The sequence below is a fragment of the Vibrio sp. 1402 genome (genome assembly GCF_033340275.1).
In genome coordinates, this window is sequence record NZ_JAWOWE010000007.1 from 12440 (window position 1) to 29552 (window position 17113).

General features: G+C 43.5%; 16 protein-coding genes. 6 read left to right on the plus strand and 10 right to left on the minus strand.

Annotated elements, in window-relative coordinates; genetic code table 11:
* Nucleotides 1–94: 94 nt before the first annotated feature.
* Nucleotides 95–1333 carry a sensor domain-containing diguanylate cyclase gene (locus R7044_RS14535; RefSeq protein ID WP_033907059.1) on the plus strand — a complete coding sequence of 413 codons (1239 nt, stop codon included), beginning with the start codon at nucleotides 95–97 and terminating at the stop codon, nucleotides 1331–1333.
* Between the two features lie 247 nt (nucleotides 1334–1580).
* Here the strand turns inward: R7044_RS14535 and R7044_RS14540 are convergent, their stop codons facing one another.
* Nucleotides 1581–2540 (minus strand): diguanylate cyclase, encoded by a 960-nt coding sequence (locus tag R7044_RS14540; RefSeq protein WP_017634619.1) that lies wholly within the window; start codon nucleotides 2538–2540, stop codon nucleotides 1581–1583.
* A 273-nt stretch (nucleotides 2541–2813) separates the two neighbouring features.
* Between R7044_RS14540 and R7044_RS14545 the strand changes: the two genes are divergently transcribed.
* Complete coding sequence (locus R7044_RS14545; RefSeq protein ID WP_005376232.1) at nucleotides 2814–3251, plus strand: DUF3069 domain-containing protein; 438 nt, start codon at nucleotides 2814–2816, stop codon at nucleotides 3249–3251.
* Nucleotides 3252–3327: 76 nt separating this feature from the next.
* Here the strand turns inward: R7044_RS14545 and modC are convergent, their stop codons facing one another.
* The 4 genes from modC to R7044_RS14565 all read right to left on the minus strand — a co-directional run bounded on the left by modC (nucleotide 3328) and on the right by R7044_RS14565 (nucleotide 7424).
* Nucleotides 3328–4434, minus strand: a complete 1107-nt coding sequence (gene modC / locus R7044_RS14550) for a molybdenum ABC transporter ATP-binding protein ModC (protein WP_225455641.1) — start codon at nucleotides 4432–4434, stop codon at nucleotides 3328–3330.
* Nucleotides 4431–5120, minus strand: coding sequence for a molybdate ABC transporter permease subunit (gene modB / locus R7044_RS14555; protein ID WP_104976084.1), 690 nt, complete (start codon nucleotides 5118–5120; stop codon nucleotides 4431–4433). The genes modC and modB overlap by 4 nt, the downstream gene beginning before the upstream one ends.
* A 27-nt stretch (nucleotides 5121–5147) precedes the next feature.
* Nucleotides 5148–5903, minus strand: a complete 756-nt coding sequence (gene modA / locus R7044_RS14560; RefSeq protein ID WP_033907056.1) for a molybdate ABC transporter substrate-binding protein — start codon at nucleotides 5901–5903, stop codon at nucleotides 5148–5150.
* 69 nt (nucleotides 5904–5972) lie between these two features.
* Nucleotides 5973–7424: a cobyric acid synthase gene (locus R7044_RS14565; RefSeq protein ID WP_033907055.1), complete on the minus strand. Its 1452-nt coding sequence runs from the start codon at nucleotides 7422–7424 to the stop codon at nucleotides 5973–5975.
* A 155-nt stretch (nucleotides 7425–7579) separates the two neighbouring features.
* On the opposite strand from R7044_RS14565, the gene R7044_RS14570 reads away from it, so the two are divergent.
* On the plus strand, nucleotides 7580–7954 hold the full coding sequence (locus R7044_RS14570) for a YgiW/YdeI family stress tolerance OB fold protein (RefSeq protein ID WP_033907054.1): 375 nt from the start codon (nucleotides 7580–7582) through the stop codon (nucleotides 7952–7954).
* Between the two features lie 154 nt (nucleotides 7955–8108).
* Nucleotides 8109–8645, plus strand: coding sequence for a hypothetical protein (locus R7044_RS14575; RefSeq protein WP_017634623.1), 537 nt, complete (start codon nucleotides 8109–8111; stop codon nucleotides 8643–8645).
* A 123-nt stretch (nucleotides 8646–8768) separates the two neighbouring features.
* Here R7044_RS14575 and R7044_RS14580 read toward each other — a convergent pair whose 3' ends face one another.
* The 3 genes from R7044_RS14580 to R7044_RS14590 form a co-directional block, all read right to left on the minus strand.
* Nucleotides 8769–9452, minus strand: a complete 684-nt coding sequence (locus R7044_RS14580) for an ATP-dependent zinc protease (RefSeq protein WP_005388032.1) — start codon at nucleotides 9450–9452, stop codon at nucleotides 8769–8771.
* A gap of 11 nt (nucleotides 9453–9463) precedes the next feature.
* The gene (locus R7044_RS14585; RefSeq protein ID WP_025767759.1) at nucleotides 9464–10651 is read right to left on the minus strand and encodes an aromatic amino acid transaminase; all 1188 of its coding nucleotides are present in this window, start codon (nucleotides 10649–10651) and stop codon (nucleotides 9464–9466) included.
* Nucleotides 10652–10806: 155 nt separating this feature from the next.
* Complete coding sequence (locus R7044_RS14590; protein ID WP_025767758.1) at nucleotides 10807–11664, minus strand: AraC family transcriptional regulator; 858 nt, start codon at nucleotides 11662–11664, stop codon at nucleotides 10807–10809.
* Between the two features lie 120 nt (nucleotides 11665–11784).
* On the opposite strand from R7044_RS14590, the gene R7044_RS14595 reads away from it, so the two are divergent.
* Nucleotides 11785–13170 carry an MATE family efflux transporter gene (locus tag R7044_RS14595; protein ID WP_225455642.1) on the plus strand — a complete coding sequence of 462 codons (1386 nt, stop codon included), beginning with the start codon at nucleotides 11785–11787 and terminating at the stop codon, nucleotides 13168–13170.
* A gap of 84 nt (nucleotides 13171–13254) precedes the next feature.
* Here R7044_RS14595 and nrdG read toward each other — a convergent pair whose 3' ends face one another.
* Both nrdG and nrdD read right to left on the minus strand, forming a co-directional pair.
* Complete coding sequence (gene nrdG / locus R7044_RS14600) at nucleotides 13255–13725, minus strand: anaerobic ribonucleoside-triphosphate reductase-activating protein (protein WP_017634628.1); 471 nt, start codon at nucleotides 13723–13725, stop codon at nucleotides 13255–13257.
* 84 nt (nucleotides 13726–13809) lie between these two features.
* On the minus strand, nucleotides 13810–15930 hold the full coding sequence (nrdD, locus tag R7044_RS14605) for an anaerobic ribonucleoside-triphosphate reductase (protein WP_225455643.1): 2121 nt from the start codon (nucleotides 15928–15930) through the stop codon (nucleotides 13810–13812).
* Between the two features lie 309 nt (nucleotides 15931–16239).
* Here nrdD and R7044_RS14610 point away from each other — a divergent pair, with 309 nt between their 5' ends.
* On the plus strand, nucleotides 16240–17103 hold the full coding sequence (locus tag R7044_RS14610) for an endonuclease/exonuclease/phosphatase family protein (protein WP_225455644.1): 864 nt from the start codon (nucleotides 16240–16242) through the stop codon (nucleotides 17101–17103).
* The last annotated feature ends 10 nt before the right edge of the window (nucleotides 17104–17113 follow it).

The following is a 17113-nucleotide window of genomic DNA, read 5'->3' on the forward strand; positions in this document are numbered from 1 at the left end:
AGTTCGAAATTCAATAACGGATAAATATCCATATTGATAAAACGATTTACCTAACCAATTATATAGTCAACTATTTTCAGGCAGTTTGTAATAGATGTCCTCATCGTCAATGACTTCATCAGGCTTCAGATTCTTATTCCCTTTTTTGCTACTGGGCATAGTGAGTTCGGGCATGGACAGCATTATTCAGATGACTCAGGCAAACTGGGGCATTGCCGCAAACTTGCCGTACATACTATTAGGTTGTGCGCTACTCCTTTGTTATTCATTTAAGCAAGGCAGAGAGTCCATGGTGTGCTTGGCAATGTTGCTAGCCTATTTCGTGATACAGCACCGCCTACAAGTCCCGCTTCAAAGTGGTACCGCTTTACTTGAGCTAACCATTTTAGCCACGTTACTTCCTGTCTCGTTTCTTACGGTATTTTTGTTTAGTAAAGAAGGTTTTGACTCCAGAGCCATGTTGACTTACATCTTGATGTTAGCAATGTTCGCTCTTTGGTCTTATCTAACGCTAGCATATTACGTTGAAGGAGGGTTTGAACAATGGACAAGCGGTATTTTATTTATTGTACCGACGGTCTCTAAACTGCCTTTAATTCTTGTTTTATATTGCGTGGGTATTGTCTGTTTTCTTGGAATCCTTGTTTTAAAGAAGAATGAAATTATCCATGCGATGACCTACTCTGCCATGGTATTGGCGTCTGCGACGTTCATTTTCTTTGATGTGCAGTACATATCAAGCACCATGTTTACGCTAACAGGGCTGCTTATCATTATTTATGCCGCTTCCGCTAGCCATCAACTGGCTTTCACCGATAGCCTAACGCTGATTCCGAGCAGACGTGCACTTGATCTCGATCTAAAACACATGGGTAAGAAGTTCACGATCGCAATGCTTGATGTTGACCATTTTAAAAAGTTTAACGACACCTACGGTCACGATACTGGTGATGACGTTCTAAAAATGGTCGCTTCGCGCCTCACTAAAACCCCAGGCGGCGCAAAAGTTTATCGATTTGGCGGAGAAGAATTTACCATCGTTTTTAAAGGCAAATACGCTGACGAATGTAAGAACTTTTTGGAAGAAGCTCGCAAATCGATTGCAGAATACGAGATGATATTACGCGATGAAGAATCTCGCCCTGAGAACCATAAACAAGGACAAAAACGTCGTGGTAGCAACAGTTCGAAAAGAAAGTCGGTTTTTGTTACCGCAAGTTTCGGAGTTGCTGATAGCCGGAATGGGCAAGCTCCTCTGGACGTCATTAAATTAGCGGACGAAGCACTTTACAAAGCGAAAAAGGCCGGACGTAACTGCATAAAGCTTCGTTAGACCCTCACCAATAGTGAAAGTTAACAAGCTTGTCCGGGTTTAAAACAAAACCGAACTTCCCCATCAGCATAACAACTGCACTCATCGTTGCCACTATCCCGATGTTATCTATCTAATCAAAGGTATAAGGTATACGCCCGATTGCGACATCCGTTCGTATTGTTTGCTTATCTTACTTGAGTTAACTTTAAAAGAATTACCAAAACGTGACAACGCAACAAAAAAGTGGTATTCATAAGACTTTGTTTTAAAAAGAATTAACTACAGTATGTGTGTTTCTTCCCAAAGATTTTGATGTATATAGTGCTTTATCAACGGTTGCATACAAGTCTGATTGCACTTCTTTCCCTGTTGGTTGAAAAACAAAAACACCCTGTGACACTGTCACTCTATTTGACACACTAGAATACTCATGTGGGTAATCGAGAAAATACATAGCCTCTTGTATACGCTCGGCTTCTCTTTCTGCTGTTTGAGTGTCGGTACACCCTAGCAACACAACAAACTCTTCTCCACCATATCGACCTACATATTCCCCAGAGCGACAAAACGTCGCCTTTAGTTGATTCGCAATCGCTTGCAAGCAACGGTCGCCTTCAATATGACCGTAATTATCATTAAACGGTTTAAAAAAATCGACGTCCAATAGAATCAAAGCCATTGGCATATTGTGACGGCCATGCCATGCAACCATCGATTCCAACTTATGGTCGATATAACGGCGGTTATAGAGTTTGGTTAGGCCATCTTCATTCGCTTGCTGAGTCAAAAGTTGATTAACTTGCTCCAATTGAGCTGTCGCTTGCTTAAGCTCTCGTCTCATATGAGCAATACGCTGCATTGCGATAAGTTTAGAGTTCAGTACCAGTTTATCTACCGGCTTAATTAAATAGTCATCACCGCCCGCGTCTATGGCTTTAGCAATCATTTCTGGCTCTTCGTGACTACTCAAGAAAATAATAGGGATCCAATCCGGAAACGTTTCTCTTATATGAAGAGAGACTTCAAAACCGTTCATATCTGGCATTGATATATCGAGTAACACCAGTTCCGGATCAAAACTCTCGTAGGTATTTAACGCCTCTAGTCCACTACCTACGGCTTTTACAATATGTCCAAGTTGCTTTAGACGAATAGCCAACTGCATCCTGTCTAGCTGAACATCGTCAACCAGAAGGATTCGCATCGATGTCCCTGTCGGTTGCATAACGCGTTCCATTTTTAATTATGTCTTTATTAAACATATACCATACTCATAGAGTTGTTGCATTCGACTCATAATTAAGTGCTATATTTTTGTTTGAATATCACGGAATCCATTGCATAAAGCAGTTAGACTGGACGTTACCCTATCTAATCATGGCCTGTGAGCAGAAGTTCAACAAACTCATTCACTTTGGTCATCTTGTGGATTAATGGGTATAGCTATTTGATGCATTTGGTATTAATATTCCCGCCTTTTTGTAATGAGAGACACACCATGTCAGAAGCAACTAACAGCGAAAGCAAAAAAATCGATCTAGCCAGCATTTCTCCAGAGCTACGTAAAGTTATCGAATTTGACGAAGTTCCAGAGCAAATGTTCGAAATGGTTACCTCTATCCATGAAGTGTCTGAAGAAGCGGTACGTGAATCATGGGACGAAATGCCAGCAAGTGCACAGAACATTCTAGACAACTTTGAACAGTTTCATGCTCTAGTTTCTGTAGGCCAAGCATTCGCTGGTATTAATGTGATGGAAGAGTTTCCGACTCTTAATCTGCCAGAAAACATGACAGATGAAGATAAAGAAGAATACCGTGCTCAACTACTTGATAATGTGCTTCACAACTGTGTGAAAGACATGGTTAAGCAACTTAAGAAAGCACGTCGTGACCCACTTCTTAAGCGTGAATTCAAAGAAGTATTCGCGAAGTAATTCCGACATTCTTCTAGTAACAAAGGCCGCACTTTGCGGCCTTTTTTGATCATGAAGCGTAAATCAGTCTAAACGGTTAATGAGGCGCTAGTGCCATATCTTTTTGTGTCACACTGACACCTTTAATTTGTGCAAAAACACGGCTACCAATTTTTAGGTTGAGATCGTCAAGGGCCCACGGTGTGATCGTTGCCCACAAATAACATTTCTCGTCTAGCTTGAGTGATACATTAATACTCTGTTTGTCATCGGCTGCGTTAAACACTTCGATGGAATCGACAATAGCAGGCAGAATATTTCGAATCGACGTCGCCTTGGGCTGCTCGAGCGTGATAGAAACGTCGTTGGCACGCACTTGCAAGCGTATTGGCGTGTCTGGTGTTCCGTCAATCTTTTGCACCCACAGGAGTACATTAGGTGCAAGGCTGATACAAGTCAGTGCATAACGTTCATGATGTTCAGCAATCCGGCCTTCAAATAAGCTGCTTTGATCTGAGAAAGATTGCCATGGACGCATAGCATGAGAAGCCCACACTTCCTCAAGCTTACCTGAACTCGAAATTTTACCTTGGTCAATAATTGCAAGGTGCTGAGCAAGCCTTAAAATTTCCTGGAGACTGTGTGTGACATAGATAATAGGGATATTTACCTTCTCAGACAACTCCTCAAGAAAAGGCATTACCTCACGCTTTCTTGGCATATCGAGTGAGGCAAGTGGCTCATCCATCAAAAGCAAATTGGGTTTAGATAGCAATGCGCGCGCAATCGCAACACGTTGCTTTTCACCACCAGAAAGTGATACCGGAAAGCGCTTTAGTAACGGTTTGATAGACAAGAGTTCGGTGACTGCATCAAAATACTCGTCATCTTTTTCTTTAACGCCATATAACAAATTGCCTTGAACCGAATAGTGAGGAAACAAACGTGAATCCTGAAACACATAACCAATACCACGCTTGTGCGTTGGTAGGTTAATTCCCTGTTCACTGTCAAACAAAACATGCTCACCAACCGCAACATACCCTTGCCTTGGAGTGACCAATCCGCTGATGATGTTAATCAACGTCGTTTTACCTGCACCAGATCGTCCAAACAAGGCACTAATTCCGTTACAGGGTAACTTAAGTTTGATGTCGAAGTCAGTCTCACCAAGCATTTGTTTAAATTGGACTTTAATCGTCATTGCTTCGCACCCAATCTGCTTGCCGCTTTACGATTTAGCCATTCAGAGATCATTAATGTAGACAAGGCTAACGCGATAGAAATGATACACAGACGAGCCGCCTGCATTTCTGCACCTGGCGTTTCAATAAAGTTGTACATTGCCAGCGGAATCGTTTGGGTCTCACCCGGAATGTTAGAGACGAAACTGATCGTCGCCCCGAATTCGCCAAGACTACGAGCAAATGACAGCATCGTTCCCGTAATAATTCCGGGAACGGTCAGTGGTAACGTGACTGTGAGAAACACTTTTAAAGGAGAAGCGCCTAACGTAGAGGCTGCGTGCTCCAATTTAGGGTCGACGCTATCTAAGCTTAAGCGTACTGAACGAACCATCAAAGGCAAAGCCACGACAATACAAGCGACTACTGCCCCTTTCCAATTAAAGCTAAATACTACCCCTAAGTTTTCATAGAGCCACTTTCCAAGGAACCCTTGTCGTCCTAAAGAAATCAACAATAAATAGCCGATTACCACTGGCGGCAATACCAGTGGTAAATGAATTAAGCTATCGAGAATCGATTTACCAAAGAACGTTTTTCGAGAAAGTAGCCAAGCAAGAAAAACGCCGAGAGGAATCAGCCAAAGTACTGCGTACGCGCCTACTTTGAGGCTTAACATTAAGGCTTGGTATTCCAGTTCTGTCACGCTTCGTTCCTATAATTGAAGGCCGGTTTATTGCTGAAAGCCATATTGAGCAAAAACGCGTGCGGCTTCGTCCGATTTTAGGTACTGGAAGAACTGCTCCGACTCAGTAGAATCATTCACAATTGCTGCCGGGTAAACAATAGCCGCATGCGTATCACTCGCAAATTCGCCGACAATTTTGACTTTATCAGTTAACTGAGCATCGGTTTTGTAGACCACACCTAAAGGCGCTTCTCCACGTTCAACCAACGCCAAAGCTAAGCGCACATTCTTTGCTGGTGCGACGTGAGTTTGAACCGCTTTCCATACACCCAGTGTAGTCAATGACTCTTTCGCGTACATACCAGCAGGTACTGACGTCGGATTGCCTAAAGCAAGACGATTTCCATGCAATGCCTTCTCCCATGCCTTTGCATCAGAAAAGTTAAATGAGGTTAATTCTGAAGACTGAGGAGCAATCAAGACTAAGCTATTGCGCACTAGATTTGTGACATTGTCACGATAAATGACATTTTTATCGACCAAATAATCCATCCATTTCGTGTTCGCAGAAATGAATACATCCGCTGGTGCGCCATTGATAATTTGTCGAGCGATAGCAGAAGAACCACCATAAACGGGAGTGATAGAAACGTCATACTTTTCTTCAAAGTTTTGCGCGATCTCGTTAATCGCATTCGTCATAGAAGAGGCTGCATACACTTTTAGGTTCGTTGATGCGTTTGCTGAAAATGAAATGCTTAATACTACCGTAAGGCAAGCATACTGTTTCCATGCTTTCATAGAGATACTCCAATACAAGGCAAGCGAAAGAACAGGTTATTTAAATATAAAGTTCAATCAGTTAATGGGCTATTTAAACAAAAAATCAAGGCGCACATGTTGTTCTATCGCATCTGCGATGCGATTAATGCCTTGCTCCTTTAACTCTTCAAAGTCTTGTTGTTTGATTTGGGTGCCGTTTACCCATTCTGATACCAGGCTTAAGACAGCTGCCTCGTCAAAGAACCCGTGAAGGTAGGTTCCCATGATTTGGCCACACTCGCTGATCGCCCCCTCCGCTTCACCGGAACTGAATGTAAGAGGTTGCAGGCCCCGTACTTCACTTCGCCCTACGTGGATTTCATAACCCTTTACATTGGCTGTTTTGCCGTTAAGAGAAAGCTGTGCTTTTGTGTTTGTAAGCTGTTTGCTGTTAGTTAGCGTCGTAGTGATATCAAGCAAGCCAAGTCCTTCGCTTTGACCTGGTTGGCCTTCGACGCCGTTTGGATCATCAATCAAGTTTCCAAGCATCTGGTAGCCGCCACAGATACCAATCACTTTTCCACCAAGACGAATATGACGCAAGATATCTTTATCCCACCCCTGGCTTCTTAGATAATCCAGATCGTCTCTGACCGATTTGGTCCCAGGCAAAATAACCAGGTCGGCTTTATCTATTTTTTCGCCTTTACCTACATAACGTAGATTGATGTCTGGATTCAATCGCAGCACATCAAAATCAGTATGATTACTAATCCGGGTTAAAACAGGCACAACAACATTCAGTTTTACCTCAGAGTGCAACTCCTGCTGTGCAGTGATCGCGTCTTCTGCTTCTAAATTCAAACCATGGAGAAAAGGAAGTACACCAAGTACAGGTTTACCTGTTTTTTCTTCTAGCCAATCGAGGCCCGATTGCAATAAACGAATATCACCTCGAAAACGGTTGATAACAAATCCTTTTACTCGCGCTTGTTCAGATTCAGAAAGTAACGCAAGTGTTCCGTACAAATGTGCAAACACTCCACCACGATCAATATCAGCAACAATGATCACTGGTACATCAGCGGCCTCAGCAAAACCCATGTTTGCAATATCGCCTTCTCGTAAATTGATTTCAGCAGGACTCCCCGCGCCCTCGATAATGATCGAATCAAATTCTTGAGTCAGACGAGAGAAGGAATCTAACACCGTGTCCATCGCCACTTTCTTGTAATCATGAAAGCCAGCCGCATCCATATTGGAAATCGCCTTACCCTGCAAAATGATCTGAGCACCTGTATCACTGTTAGGTTTAATCAAAACCGGATTCATATGTACGGTTGGCTCAATATTACACGCCTGTGCCTGTACGGCCTGTGCTCGACCTATTTCACCGCCATCTTTGGTTACCGCACTATTTAGTGCCATGTTTTGTGGCTTAAATGGGGCAACATTTATCCCTTTTCTTGCTAATACACGGCATAAACCTGCCACAAGGACACTTTTTCCGGCATCCGAAGTGGTGCCTTGAACCATTAAAGATGGGATCGCTGATTTCATGAACATTCGTAAGGAATAGAGGAAGATGAACAATCATAACGTCATCGTCCCCACTTACTCAAGCAAATGAATAGAATATGAATGTTGAAATCATCATTGGTTCAAACAAGCCCTGTTTTAATGACCCCATCAAAACAAACCGATGAGGATGTAACATGAAAAAGAATACAATTATCGCAACAATCGCCGCCTTAGCTATTGCTCCTTCTATCGCGTTCGCGAAAGATAACGCTCAAAACCAATCAAACTTCCAGTTTAACGGTCCTGTCACTGTGGAAAAATTGGATGCCTTGCTAAACGACTCCAATATGTTTACTGAAAAAGATGTGGTCGTTGAAGGTAACTTATTGCGTCAAGTTCGCTCGGATAAGTTTGTCTTTAGCGATGGTTCCGGTGAAGTGATGGTCGAACTCGATGACGATATTCAGCTAAATACTCCGATTGATCACACGACTAAAGTCCGTCTGTTTGGCGAATTTGAAGGCGGGAACAAACCAGAGATTGAAGTCGAACAACTCGTGGTCATGTAAAACAAACCCCGATTGCTGTGCATATCAACATGATGTAGTGACGATTACAGCTAAATAGTGACGGCAAGCACTTAAAATGATAGCTTTATCAATCTTGGTCTGCTTTTTGCAGACCATTTTTTTGTTCATTTTAATCATCTTGCCCGGAGACACCATGCTAGGTAAAGCTCTAAAGGTTGCAGCCTTTGGTTTGTGTGCTATTTTGCCACTTTCCGCACATGCAAATAATTTCAACTACAACACGATGGAATTTCGCATGGGCACTAGCCCTGGTACATTTGGTGGAGAGTTCAATACCTACTTTACAGAGAATACCCATTTCATTGCTCGCGCAGACAGTGAATTCAGCGGAGACTGGGACATTGCTGGTGGTATAGGCTTTAATGGGCCAGCAGGCCAATTTGCAGATATTTATGGCCAAATGTTGGTACACAACATTAAAGAGAACGGCAGTGATAAAGTCGGCGACGAGTGGCGCACGGAAGTGAATATTGGCACTCGTATTTGGTTTATGCAAAATGTTGAGCTACATGGCCGTATCGGCCAAATCATAGATAATGACGATTCGAACACCATTTACAATCTGGGCGCACGATTCCACTCAACTCAGCAACTATCACTTGGTGCAGATTTCAAAAATAATGGTGTCTATGGCCAGCAAATTGTAATGTCTGCTCGTTTTGCATTTTAGTGGACATGACTACTAGGGCATCACAAGCAAGCATATGATTCAATAAAAATAGCCTCCGATTTTGGAGGCCATTTTTTGTTAATCACGAATTATTAGCTTGTAGCAGAAACTAGCTTTAATACATCAGTTTTTAGCGGTTTTTTTAGGTTTATCTTGCACATATTTTTTCGATACATCTACAACGGCGATATCTCTAAAAAAGCTTCGACCAAGCAAAATTGGAAACGTCATATGTCCGCGATCCGCTAACGTAAACTCTGTCTTTTCTTTGTGATCCCCAACGGTAATGTAGGCTTTTACCACCGCTCGTTTATCCACCTCTTCTGACGAAGACTGCTTAACTTTAGCCCAGCGCTCAACGGGTACTTTAAATTCTTTGGTGTCTTTGTCACCTAAATCTATCTTAAATTTAACCCAGTCTTTACCATCACGCTCAAACGGAACAATGTCAGTCGCACTAATTGATGATGTTGTCGCACCTGTATCGACTCTAGCCTTGAAAGTCTGGTCAATTTCAGGAACATAAACCCATTCTTCAGAACCAAGAATTAACATGCCATCGGGTGTTTTTGTGACCTTGACTGGCTTCTTAGGCTTTGGTTCCGGCTTTTTCTCAGGTTTCGCTTCTGGTTTGGGCTCCACCTCTGGCTTTGGATCTACATCAGGTTTCACTTCTGGCTCGACTTTAACGGGCTCTTCGACCTTTGGCGACTCTGGCTCAACAGGTTCCTGCGTCGTTTGAGTTGACGTACAAGCAATTAAACTGCCGCTCATCATAAGCGGCAGAATCAGTTTCCAGTTTTTCATCCACACTCCAATTAAGCTTGAGATACTTTCTTAATTGCGTCCGCTACGTATGGAATATGAGTTTCGGTAAGTCCGGCAATGTTAATTCGACCATCGCCAACACCATAAATGCCATAATCTTCACGCAGTTGCGCCATTTGGTTTCCACTAAAGCCTAGCACAGTAAACATGCCTTTGTGACCCTCAATGAAATCAAATTGATCTGTATTATGGTTGTTTCTCAACTCGTTACACAAACTTTGACGAAGGCTAACCAAACGATGTTGCATTTCACTCAATTCTTGCTTCCAAACGGAAGTGAGATTGTCATCTTGCAGAATGGTCTTAACTAAAGCTGCACCATGGTCGGGTGGCATCGTGTAAGTCGAGCGAGCTAGAGTGAGGAGTTTACCTTTTGCATTGGTTACATCATGCATGTTCTTACCAACCACAATCGCTGCACCAGTTCGTTCACGGTACAGACCAAAGTTCTTCGAACATGAAGTAGTAATCAACATCTCTTCAACGTTATCTGCCATAAAACGAAGGCCTTTTGCGTCTTCTTCTAGGCCATCACCGAAGCCTTGGTAAGCAATGTCCACAAATGGGATGAAACCGTTCTTCTGCGACAATTCTGTAATGGCTTGCCAAGCAGAGAAGTCAATATCCGCACCAGTTGGGTTGTGGCAACAACCATGAAGAAGTACCACATCTGAAGGCCCAGCTTTCGCAAGATCATCCATCATTTTTTCGGTGTCTACTTGTTTCGTTTCCGAAGAGAAATAGTGGTAGAACTTAACTTTAAGGCCTGCTGCTTCCATCACTGGCTTGTGGTTTACGTAGCTTGGGTTGGAAATCCAAACCGTCGTATCTGGCTGTGCGATCTTCATTAGATCACCGAGCATACGCAGCGCACCACTTGCACCTGGCGTTTGAATAGCTGCAACACGATCCATTGCAGACGTTCCCGTCAGTAGCAAATTGATCATGCTTTTATTAAATTCTTCGCAACCTGCAAGACCAACATAAGACTTGGTTTTTTGAGTTTCAACAACGACATCCTGCGCCATTTGAATGGCTTTCATAATCGGCGTTTCGCCTGCGCTGTTTTTGTATACGCCAATGCCAAGGTCAACCTTGTTTGGACGTTCATCGTTACGGTATGCAACGGATAGAGATAAAATAGGATCTAATACGGGAGTTGGGAGATTAGAAAACATGAAAGTCATAACCCTTTGAAATTCAAGTACCGAACCTCACGTTAACACCATCGCAAAAAATGACGAAATGATTTTTCACTTATTTCATCAATTAGAGAACAAAATTCTGGATTGCGGTGAGTTTTGTGCGCTCTATCGTTCAGAAAAAGAACGATTCACTCCTCGTTGTACCAATCCACTCTACCGTTTTTTCTAAACTCTCTTGGTGTCATGGTCGACCACGCTTTAAAACGTGTACTAAAGTTAGCGCTGGTCGGATATCCGACTATTTCTCCAATATGCTGAATTGGCCATTCTGTTGAACGAAGTAACCTAGCAGCATATTCCATGCGCATACGCGTTAAATGTGCCATTGGGCTTCGACCAAACTGCTTTTGAGTCAGTCGATGCAAATGAGGCTCCGAACATGGATATAGAGCCGCCACCTGCTCAACGCTCCAATCCTTATGGAGCTGACGTTGGACAAGGTCAAATACACGCCGAAGCCTCAATTGGCTGCGTGATATCGACTCTGAGGGCGGCATGTTTAACATCAGCTCTAACTGAGCCACACTATGCTCACCTACCGCACCACCATAATCGATTGGAAGGTTAATGCTGCGTAGTAACGTTTGGATACATGCATACATCACTTCAGGTGTAGATGAAAGCTGGTAGCGAACATCGCATTCTAATATCGGCCACTCTCTATCAGGAGCAAGAAAAAGCCACGCGATCTGCCAAGGTTCTTCTTCTATACCAAAACCGTTTTCAACACCTGCGGGTACTGTAATCAACGAGCCCGGTTCCAAATCGTATCGATAAGTCCCACTCTCTAGCCACCCTTTACCACGCACCGTATAGAGCAGCATGTGTTTCTTTTGGTTTTTACGATAAACAGAGAAGAAGTCACGACAAGTGGCAATGCCGCACTGCACAATGCCTCTCTCCTCAAGTGCTAATACTCGACTGTGATCAATAAACTCTTGATAAGTTTTTTCTGAAATCGCGTAGCGTTCTTGTTTATCTTCCATGATTTATTGGCTCACATGTGCGTTAGTAGAGAGTTTTACAAAGGTTTTGGATTCCTTTGAAAAATACACCGCCAAATCATGAGGATAAACTACTCGCATTAATCTTTAAGGAGAAATGCGATGCTCTTAACACGCGAATACATCGATAAAGCATTTTGGCAAAAGCTGATTACGATTGGCCTACCTGTTTCACTTCAGTCCATGCTTTTTGCTTTGCTCGGCGTCGTGGATATTTTCATGGTAAGCCTACTCGGAGAATCTGCAACGGCAGCAGTTGGAGTTGGAAATCGTATCTTTTTCTTCAACCTAGCGGTTGTCTTTGGCCTGTGCGGTGCAGTTACCGTACTTGCTTCTCAATACTACGGCTCAGGAAACCTAGCCGGAATTCGCAGAACGTTGGCGCAATCTTGGTTTATTTCCATTTTGGTGACGCTGCCGTTTATCGTTCTTTATGCGATTTTTGATGAAGAGATCGTCTCTTTTATGTCAGACGATCCTGAATACGTCACTTATGCACGTGATTATCTTGTGGTTACGGGCTTTAGCCTCATTGCTACGGCGATAGTAGTACCGATTGAAGCGGTATTGCGCTCCGTGGGCCAAACTAAACTGGCAACCAACGTTAGTATCTCCGCCATTGTCGTTAACGTCGCGCTTAATTATGTTTTGATTTTTGGTTTATTTGGTTTCCCTCAATGGGGCGTATTTGGTGCAGCCGTAGGTAGTTTTGTTTCTCGATTTTTCCAAACCGCCGTCTTGATTTATTTTTTCTACAAACGATATGCTTACCTAATTCCGACTAAGTTCGATTGGGTACAAGACCGCTTAAAACAGTATCGAAAAAAGTACTTTAAGGTTTCTTTACCCATGTTGGTCCACGATGCACTTTGGACTGGTGGATTGATCGTTTACAGCATCATCTATGGTCAATTGGGCGTTTCAGAACTGGCGATCATCTCATTCTTATCACCGATTGAAGGGGTACTGATTTCAACCTTTATGGGATTTGCGGTCGCTGCATCCGTTCTTCTTGGGAATGATATTGGTGCAAAACATTATGACCGAGTCGAGAAAACGGCGTGGTGGTATGTGTTAACCAGCGCAATCTTAGCCACCTTGCTGTTTTTCCTAGTGTGGTTGAGCTCGCCCATGATTCATCACCTATTGGTACTGAGCCCGTTAACCGATGCAGACATGGCACTTAACGTATGTTTAGTCATGGCGCTAGGTATGATTTTGAGGGTGTTTAACATGGTTGGGATTGGCGGCGTACTAAAGAGTGGCGCTGATATTCGCTATAGCATTTTCATCGACACGTTCGGTCAGTGGGCTATTGGCATCCCCCTTACTTATTACACAGGCATGGTGTTAGGGCTGCCTTTGCATTTTGTCTTGATGTCTCTGCTCGCGGAAGAGTTAGTGAAAGGCGTACTGACGACTTACCGTATTCAATCTAAACGTTGGATAAATAATATGGTTGAAGATGACCAATCGGTGACAGCGTAACCTAAAAGACATTAACGAACTCACACCAAAAGGGCTCACCCGTTATGCACGCGTGAGCCCTTTTTATGTGCGGAGAATGCTTGATTAGATGTCCGTAAAGCGATGAATGATTTGGTTTGAACTGCCACGCCATTCGAGATTGAGGTCTTTCTTGTCTTGTTCAAACTTACCATCAATCAAAACATCGATGTATTGCACCACTTCCCTTTGCGCGTTATTCAGTTCCGTCAGCGTGTAGCCAGTCCAAACCCAAATGTCTTTACCTGGGCACTCCTCTCTCACCCTTTTCACTATCTTCAAAATATGAGGCACATTAGCAGGGTGAAGCGGATCTCCACCCGACAACGACAAGCCACGGCGTTTGATACGCGTGTCGTTTAAGTCAGCGATGATTTTGTCTTCCGCTTCTTGCGTGAAAAGTACACCAGAATCCAAACGTTGCGTCGACTGGTTATAACACCCACGGCACTGATGCACACAACCCGACACAAACAGCGTGCAGCGCGTACCCGGTCCGTTAACAACGTCAATTGGATAGTATTGGTGGTAATTCATAATGCGTCTCTGTGTTATCGCGAAAGAGAAAATCAACCTGTTTAAAGTTGATTTTCAAAGTGTTAAAACGAGTGGTAGTAAACCTTACAGGTGTTTAACTCGGCGCTTCACTTCTTCTTGCTTACCGAAGTTAAACGGGCGTGCATCTGGGCTGCCTAGGTAGCCACAAACTCGACGTGTTACTGATACTTTAGTTGAGTCATGGTTACCACAGCTTGGGCAAGTGAAGCCTTTACTTGTACAGTCAAACTCGCCGTTGTAGCCACACTCGTAGCACTCATCAATTGGCGTGTTTGTACCGTAGTAAGGCACTCGGGTGTAACTGTAGTCCCATACGTTTTCTAGTGCTTCAACGTTACGTTGCATGTTCGGGAACTCGCCGTAACAGATAAAGCCGCCGCTTGAGATTTCTGGGTAAGGCATCTCAAAGTCGATCTTGTCGTACGGGTTCACCTTCTTCTCAACATCTAGGTGGAAGCTGTTGGTGTAGTAACCTTTGTCTGTTACGCCTTCAATTACACCGAACTCTTTCGCATCGATGCGGCAGAAACGGCTGCATAGGTTTTCACTTGGCGTTGCATATAAGCTGAAGCCATAGCCAGTTTCGTCAGCCCATTGATTCACAGCATCTTTTAGATGCTTGATGATAGCGACCGCTTTTTCACGCAAAACAGCGTCATCATAAACGTGCGCTTCTGTACCGAATAGCGCGTTAATTGTCTCGTGTACACCGATGTAACCAAGAGAAATAGACGCACGACCGTTCTTGAAGATATCTGCGATTGAGTCGTCTGCTTTCAAGCGAACACCACATGCGCCTTCCATGTATAGGATTGGGGCCACGCGTGCTTTCACGTTTTCAAGGCGAGAGATACGTGTCTCTAGTGCTTTACGAGCAAGACGTAGGCGGTCATTTAGAAGCTCGTAGAATTTCTCTTCGCTTCCGTTTGCACGGATAGCGATACGAGGAAGGTTCAAGCTCACGACGCCAAGGTTGTTACGACCTTCGTGAATCAGCTCACCGCTTTCTTCGTAAGTACCAAGGAAGCTACGGCAACCCATTGGCGTTTTGAATGAACCGGTTACTTCCACTACTTTGTCGTAGTTAAGAATGTCTGGGTACATACGCTTAGACGCACACTCAAGCGCAAGTTGCTTGATGTCGTAGTTTGGATCTTCTGATTTGTGGTTCAAACCATCTTTGATGCCGAATACAAGTTTAGGGAATACCGCTGTTTTACGGTTCTTGCCTAGACCTGCAATACGATTCTTCATAATCGATTTCTGGATCAGGCGGGATGCCCAGCTTGTACCAAGACCAAAACCGAACGTAACGAATGGGGTTTGACCGTTCGCTGTATGCAGCGTGTTTACTTCGTATTCTAGAGATTGAAATGCGTCGTAACACTCTTTCTCAGTGCGCGCTTTTGCGAACTCTTCTGGCTCAGCAATGTTCCACTCTTTTGCAATCTCTAGGTGTTTCTCGTAGCTTGTGATTACGTACGGTTCTAGAACCTCATCAATACGGTTGATGGTTGTACCGCCGTAAATGTGGCTCGCGACTTGAGCAATGATTTGTGCTGTTACCGCTGTTGCAGTCGAAATTGATTTTGGCGTATCAATCTCAGCGTTACCCATTTTAAAACCATGCGTCAGCATGCCTTTAAGATCGATAAGCATACAGTTAAACATTGGGAAGAACGGTGCGTAGTCTAAATCGTGGTAGTGAATGTCACCCACTTCGTGCGCTTGAACCACATCGCGAGGAAGAATGTGCGTCTTCGCGTAGTGTTTCGCTACGATACCAGCCAACAAGTCACGTTGAGTCGGAATTACTTTGCCGTCTTTGTTCGCGTTCTCGTTGATTAGATCCAGGTTACTTTCTTCAATCAAACCTTCGATTTCGCGAGTTAGTGCACTTTGCTTCTCACGAGCGATGTCGCGATCGTGGCGATATTCAATGTAAGAACGCGCTAGGGCTTTGTAAGGACCTTGCATGAGTTCATTTTCGACTAAGTCTTGAATCTCATGGATGTGAACTTCATCGTGTTCTCTTAACTGTAACTCGACAGCAAGAGCCACATTAAGAGCATAAATAGCGACATCTTTATCTTTGTTTTCCGCTGCTGCTTCAACTGCTGCTTGGATACGATCCCTGTTGAACGGAGCTCTTGATCCGTCGCGTTTGATTACGATTGGTTTCACTTTGTTCTCCTTACCCGAGCATACTCACAGAGTTATCCATAAACACACTATATGGGGTCATTTTTTATTCTGGCAACACAATATATTGTGGCGTATTTAACGAGAAGCACCACTCGAAAACATTGATTTTGATCAATAAAGATTGGCTAGCGAACAAGAAGAAATCGATCTTATTGGCGTTGATCTCAGTTGCGAAGAAAACCATGAAAATTGCAAAATTGGTACTAAATCTACTTGCTATTTTTGGAGGTCTTGTAGGATAAAGGATGGAAAGGAATACGCTAAAAGATAGGAGTGCAACAGGCCAAAATGCGATCACTTTTTGTTACGTTAATATTACTTTTTAGTTCTCTTTCATTTGCTCAAAACTCCATCAATCTAACCAGTTGGAACATAGAATGGTTATCTATAGATGGTGGAAAAGTGTCGAGAACACCACAAGATTTTGAAAAGCTGACCCACTATGTGGATAAAACACAAGCCGACATTTTTGCTTTTCAAGAAGTCGAAAGTGCTGCTGCCATCCAAAAAGCCGTTGGCAATGACTTCACTATTTATCTTTCCGATCGTTCAAACGCCTCCAACCGACACCTTCAGTTTAACGACACCAACCAATACACAGGCTTTGCCGTGCGCAATGGCGTAAGCGTATTAGACAAGCCAGACTTCTCTATCACACGAGGCAACATCAAGCTGCGCTTCGCGAGCTACCTTGTTTTAAATCCAAACCAAGAAAACGAGACTCACCTACTCTCTGTACATCTGAAAGCGGGTTGCAGTGGCGCGTATCGTAATAACCGCGATTGTAAGATAGTGAAACAACAAGGACAGGCACTAGCTAAGTGGATAAAGGCGCGCGAGGACAACAAACAACATTATGTCGTGCTTGGCGACTTTAACCACAACTTGGGTTATCAAGGAGATTGGTTGTGGGACGTGATATCGGACAATACTAGTGCAAAGCTAGTGACTAAAGACACTAAAGCGGAATGTAAAGTGCGCTCTAATCGTAATCCGAATAAAACCCACCAATTCCGCTCGGTGATAGACCACATTATTGCAAGTGGTGATTTAAAGGCGTCGTCTGGTGTTCAAACCGTTTTCAAAACACAAGATGTACTCGACTATAAACTGAGTGACCATTGCCCGGTTTCTACGACACTCACTTTTTAGCGTTTAAGTA

Bases quoted from the DNA above. Each gene is read 5' to 3' on its own strand.
- R7044_RS14535 (WP_033907059.1), top strand. From the start codon at position 95: ATGTCCTCATCGTCAATGACTTCATCAGGCTTCAGATTCTTATTCCCT.
- R7044_RS14540 (WP_017634619.1), bottom strand. From the start codon at position 2,540: ATGCAACCGACAGGGACATCGATGCGAATCCTTCTGGTTGACGATGTT.
- R7044_RS14545 (WP_005376232.1), top strand. From the start codon at position 2,814: ATGTCAGAAGCAACTAACAGCGAAAGCAAAAAAATCGATCTAGCCAGC.
- modC (WP_225455641.1), bottom strand. From the start codon at position 4,434: ATGACGATTAAAGTCCAATTTAAACAAATGCTTGGTGAGACTGACTTC.
- modA (WP_033907056.1), bottom strand. From the start codon at position 5,903: ATGAAAGCATGGAAACAGTATGCTTGCCTTACGGTAGTATTAAGCATT.
- R7044_RS14565 (WP_033907055.1), bottom strand. From the start codon at position 7,424: ATGAAATCAGCGATCCCATCTTTAATGGTTCAAGGCACCACTTCGGAT.
- R7044_RS14570 (WP_033907054.1), top strand. From the start codon at position 7,580: ATGAAAAAGAATACAATTATCGCAACAATCGCCGCCTTAGCTATTGCT.
- R7044_RS14575 (WP_017634623.1), top strand. From the start codon at position 8,109: ATGCTAGGTAAAGCTCTAAAGGTTGCAGCCTTTGGTTTGTGTGCTATT.
- R7044_RS14580 (WP_005388032.1), bottom strand. From the start codon at position 9,452: ATGAAAAACTGGAAACTGATTCTGCCGCTTATGATGAGCGGCAGTTTA.
- R7044_RS14585 (WP_025767759.1), bottom strand. From the start codon at position 10,651: ATGTTTTCTAATCTCCCAACTCCCGTATTAGATCCTATTTTATCTCTA.
- R7044_RS14590 (WP_025767758.1), bottom strand. From the start codon at position 11,664: ATGGAAGATAAACAAGAACGCTACGCGATTTCAGAAAAAACTTATCAA.
- R7044_RS14595 (WP_225455642.1), top strand. From the start codon at position 11,785: ATGCTCTTAACACGCGAATACATCGATAAAGCATTTTGGCAAAAGCTG.
- nrdG (WP_017634628.1), bottom strand. From the start codon at position 13,725: ATGAATTACCACCAATACTATCCAATTGACGTTGTTAACGGACCGGGT.
- R7044_RS14610 (WP_225455644.1), top strand. From the start codon at position 16,240: ATGCGATCACTTTTTGTTACGTTAATATTACTTTTTAGTTCTCTTTCA.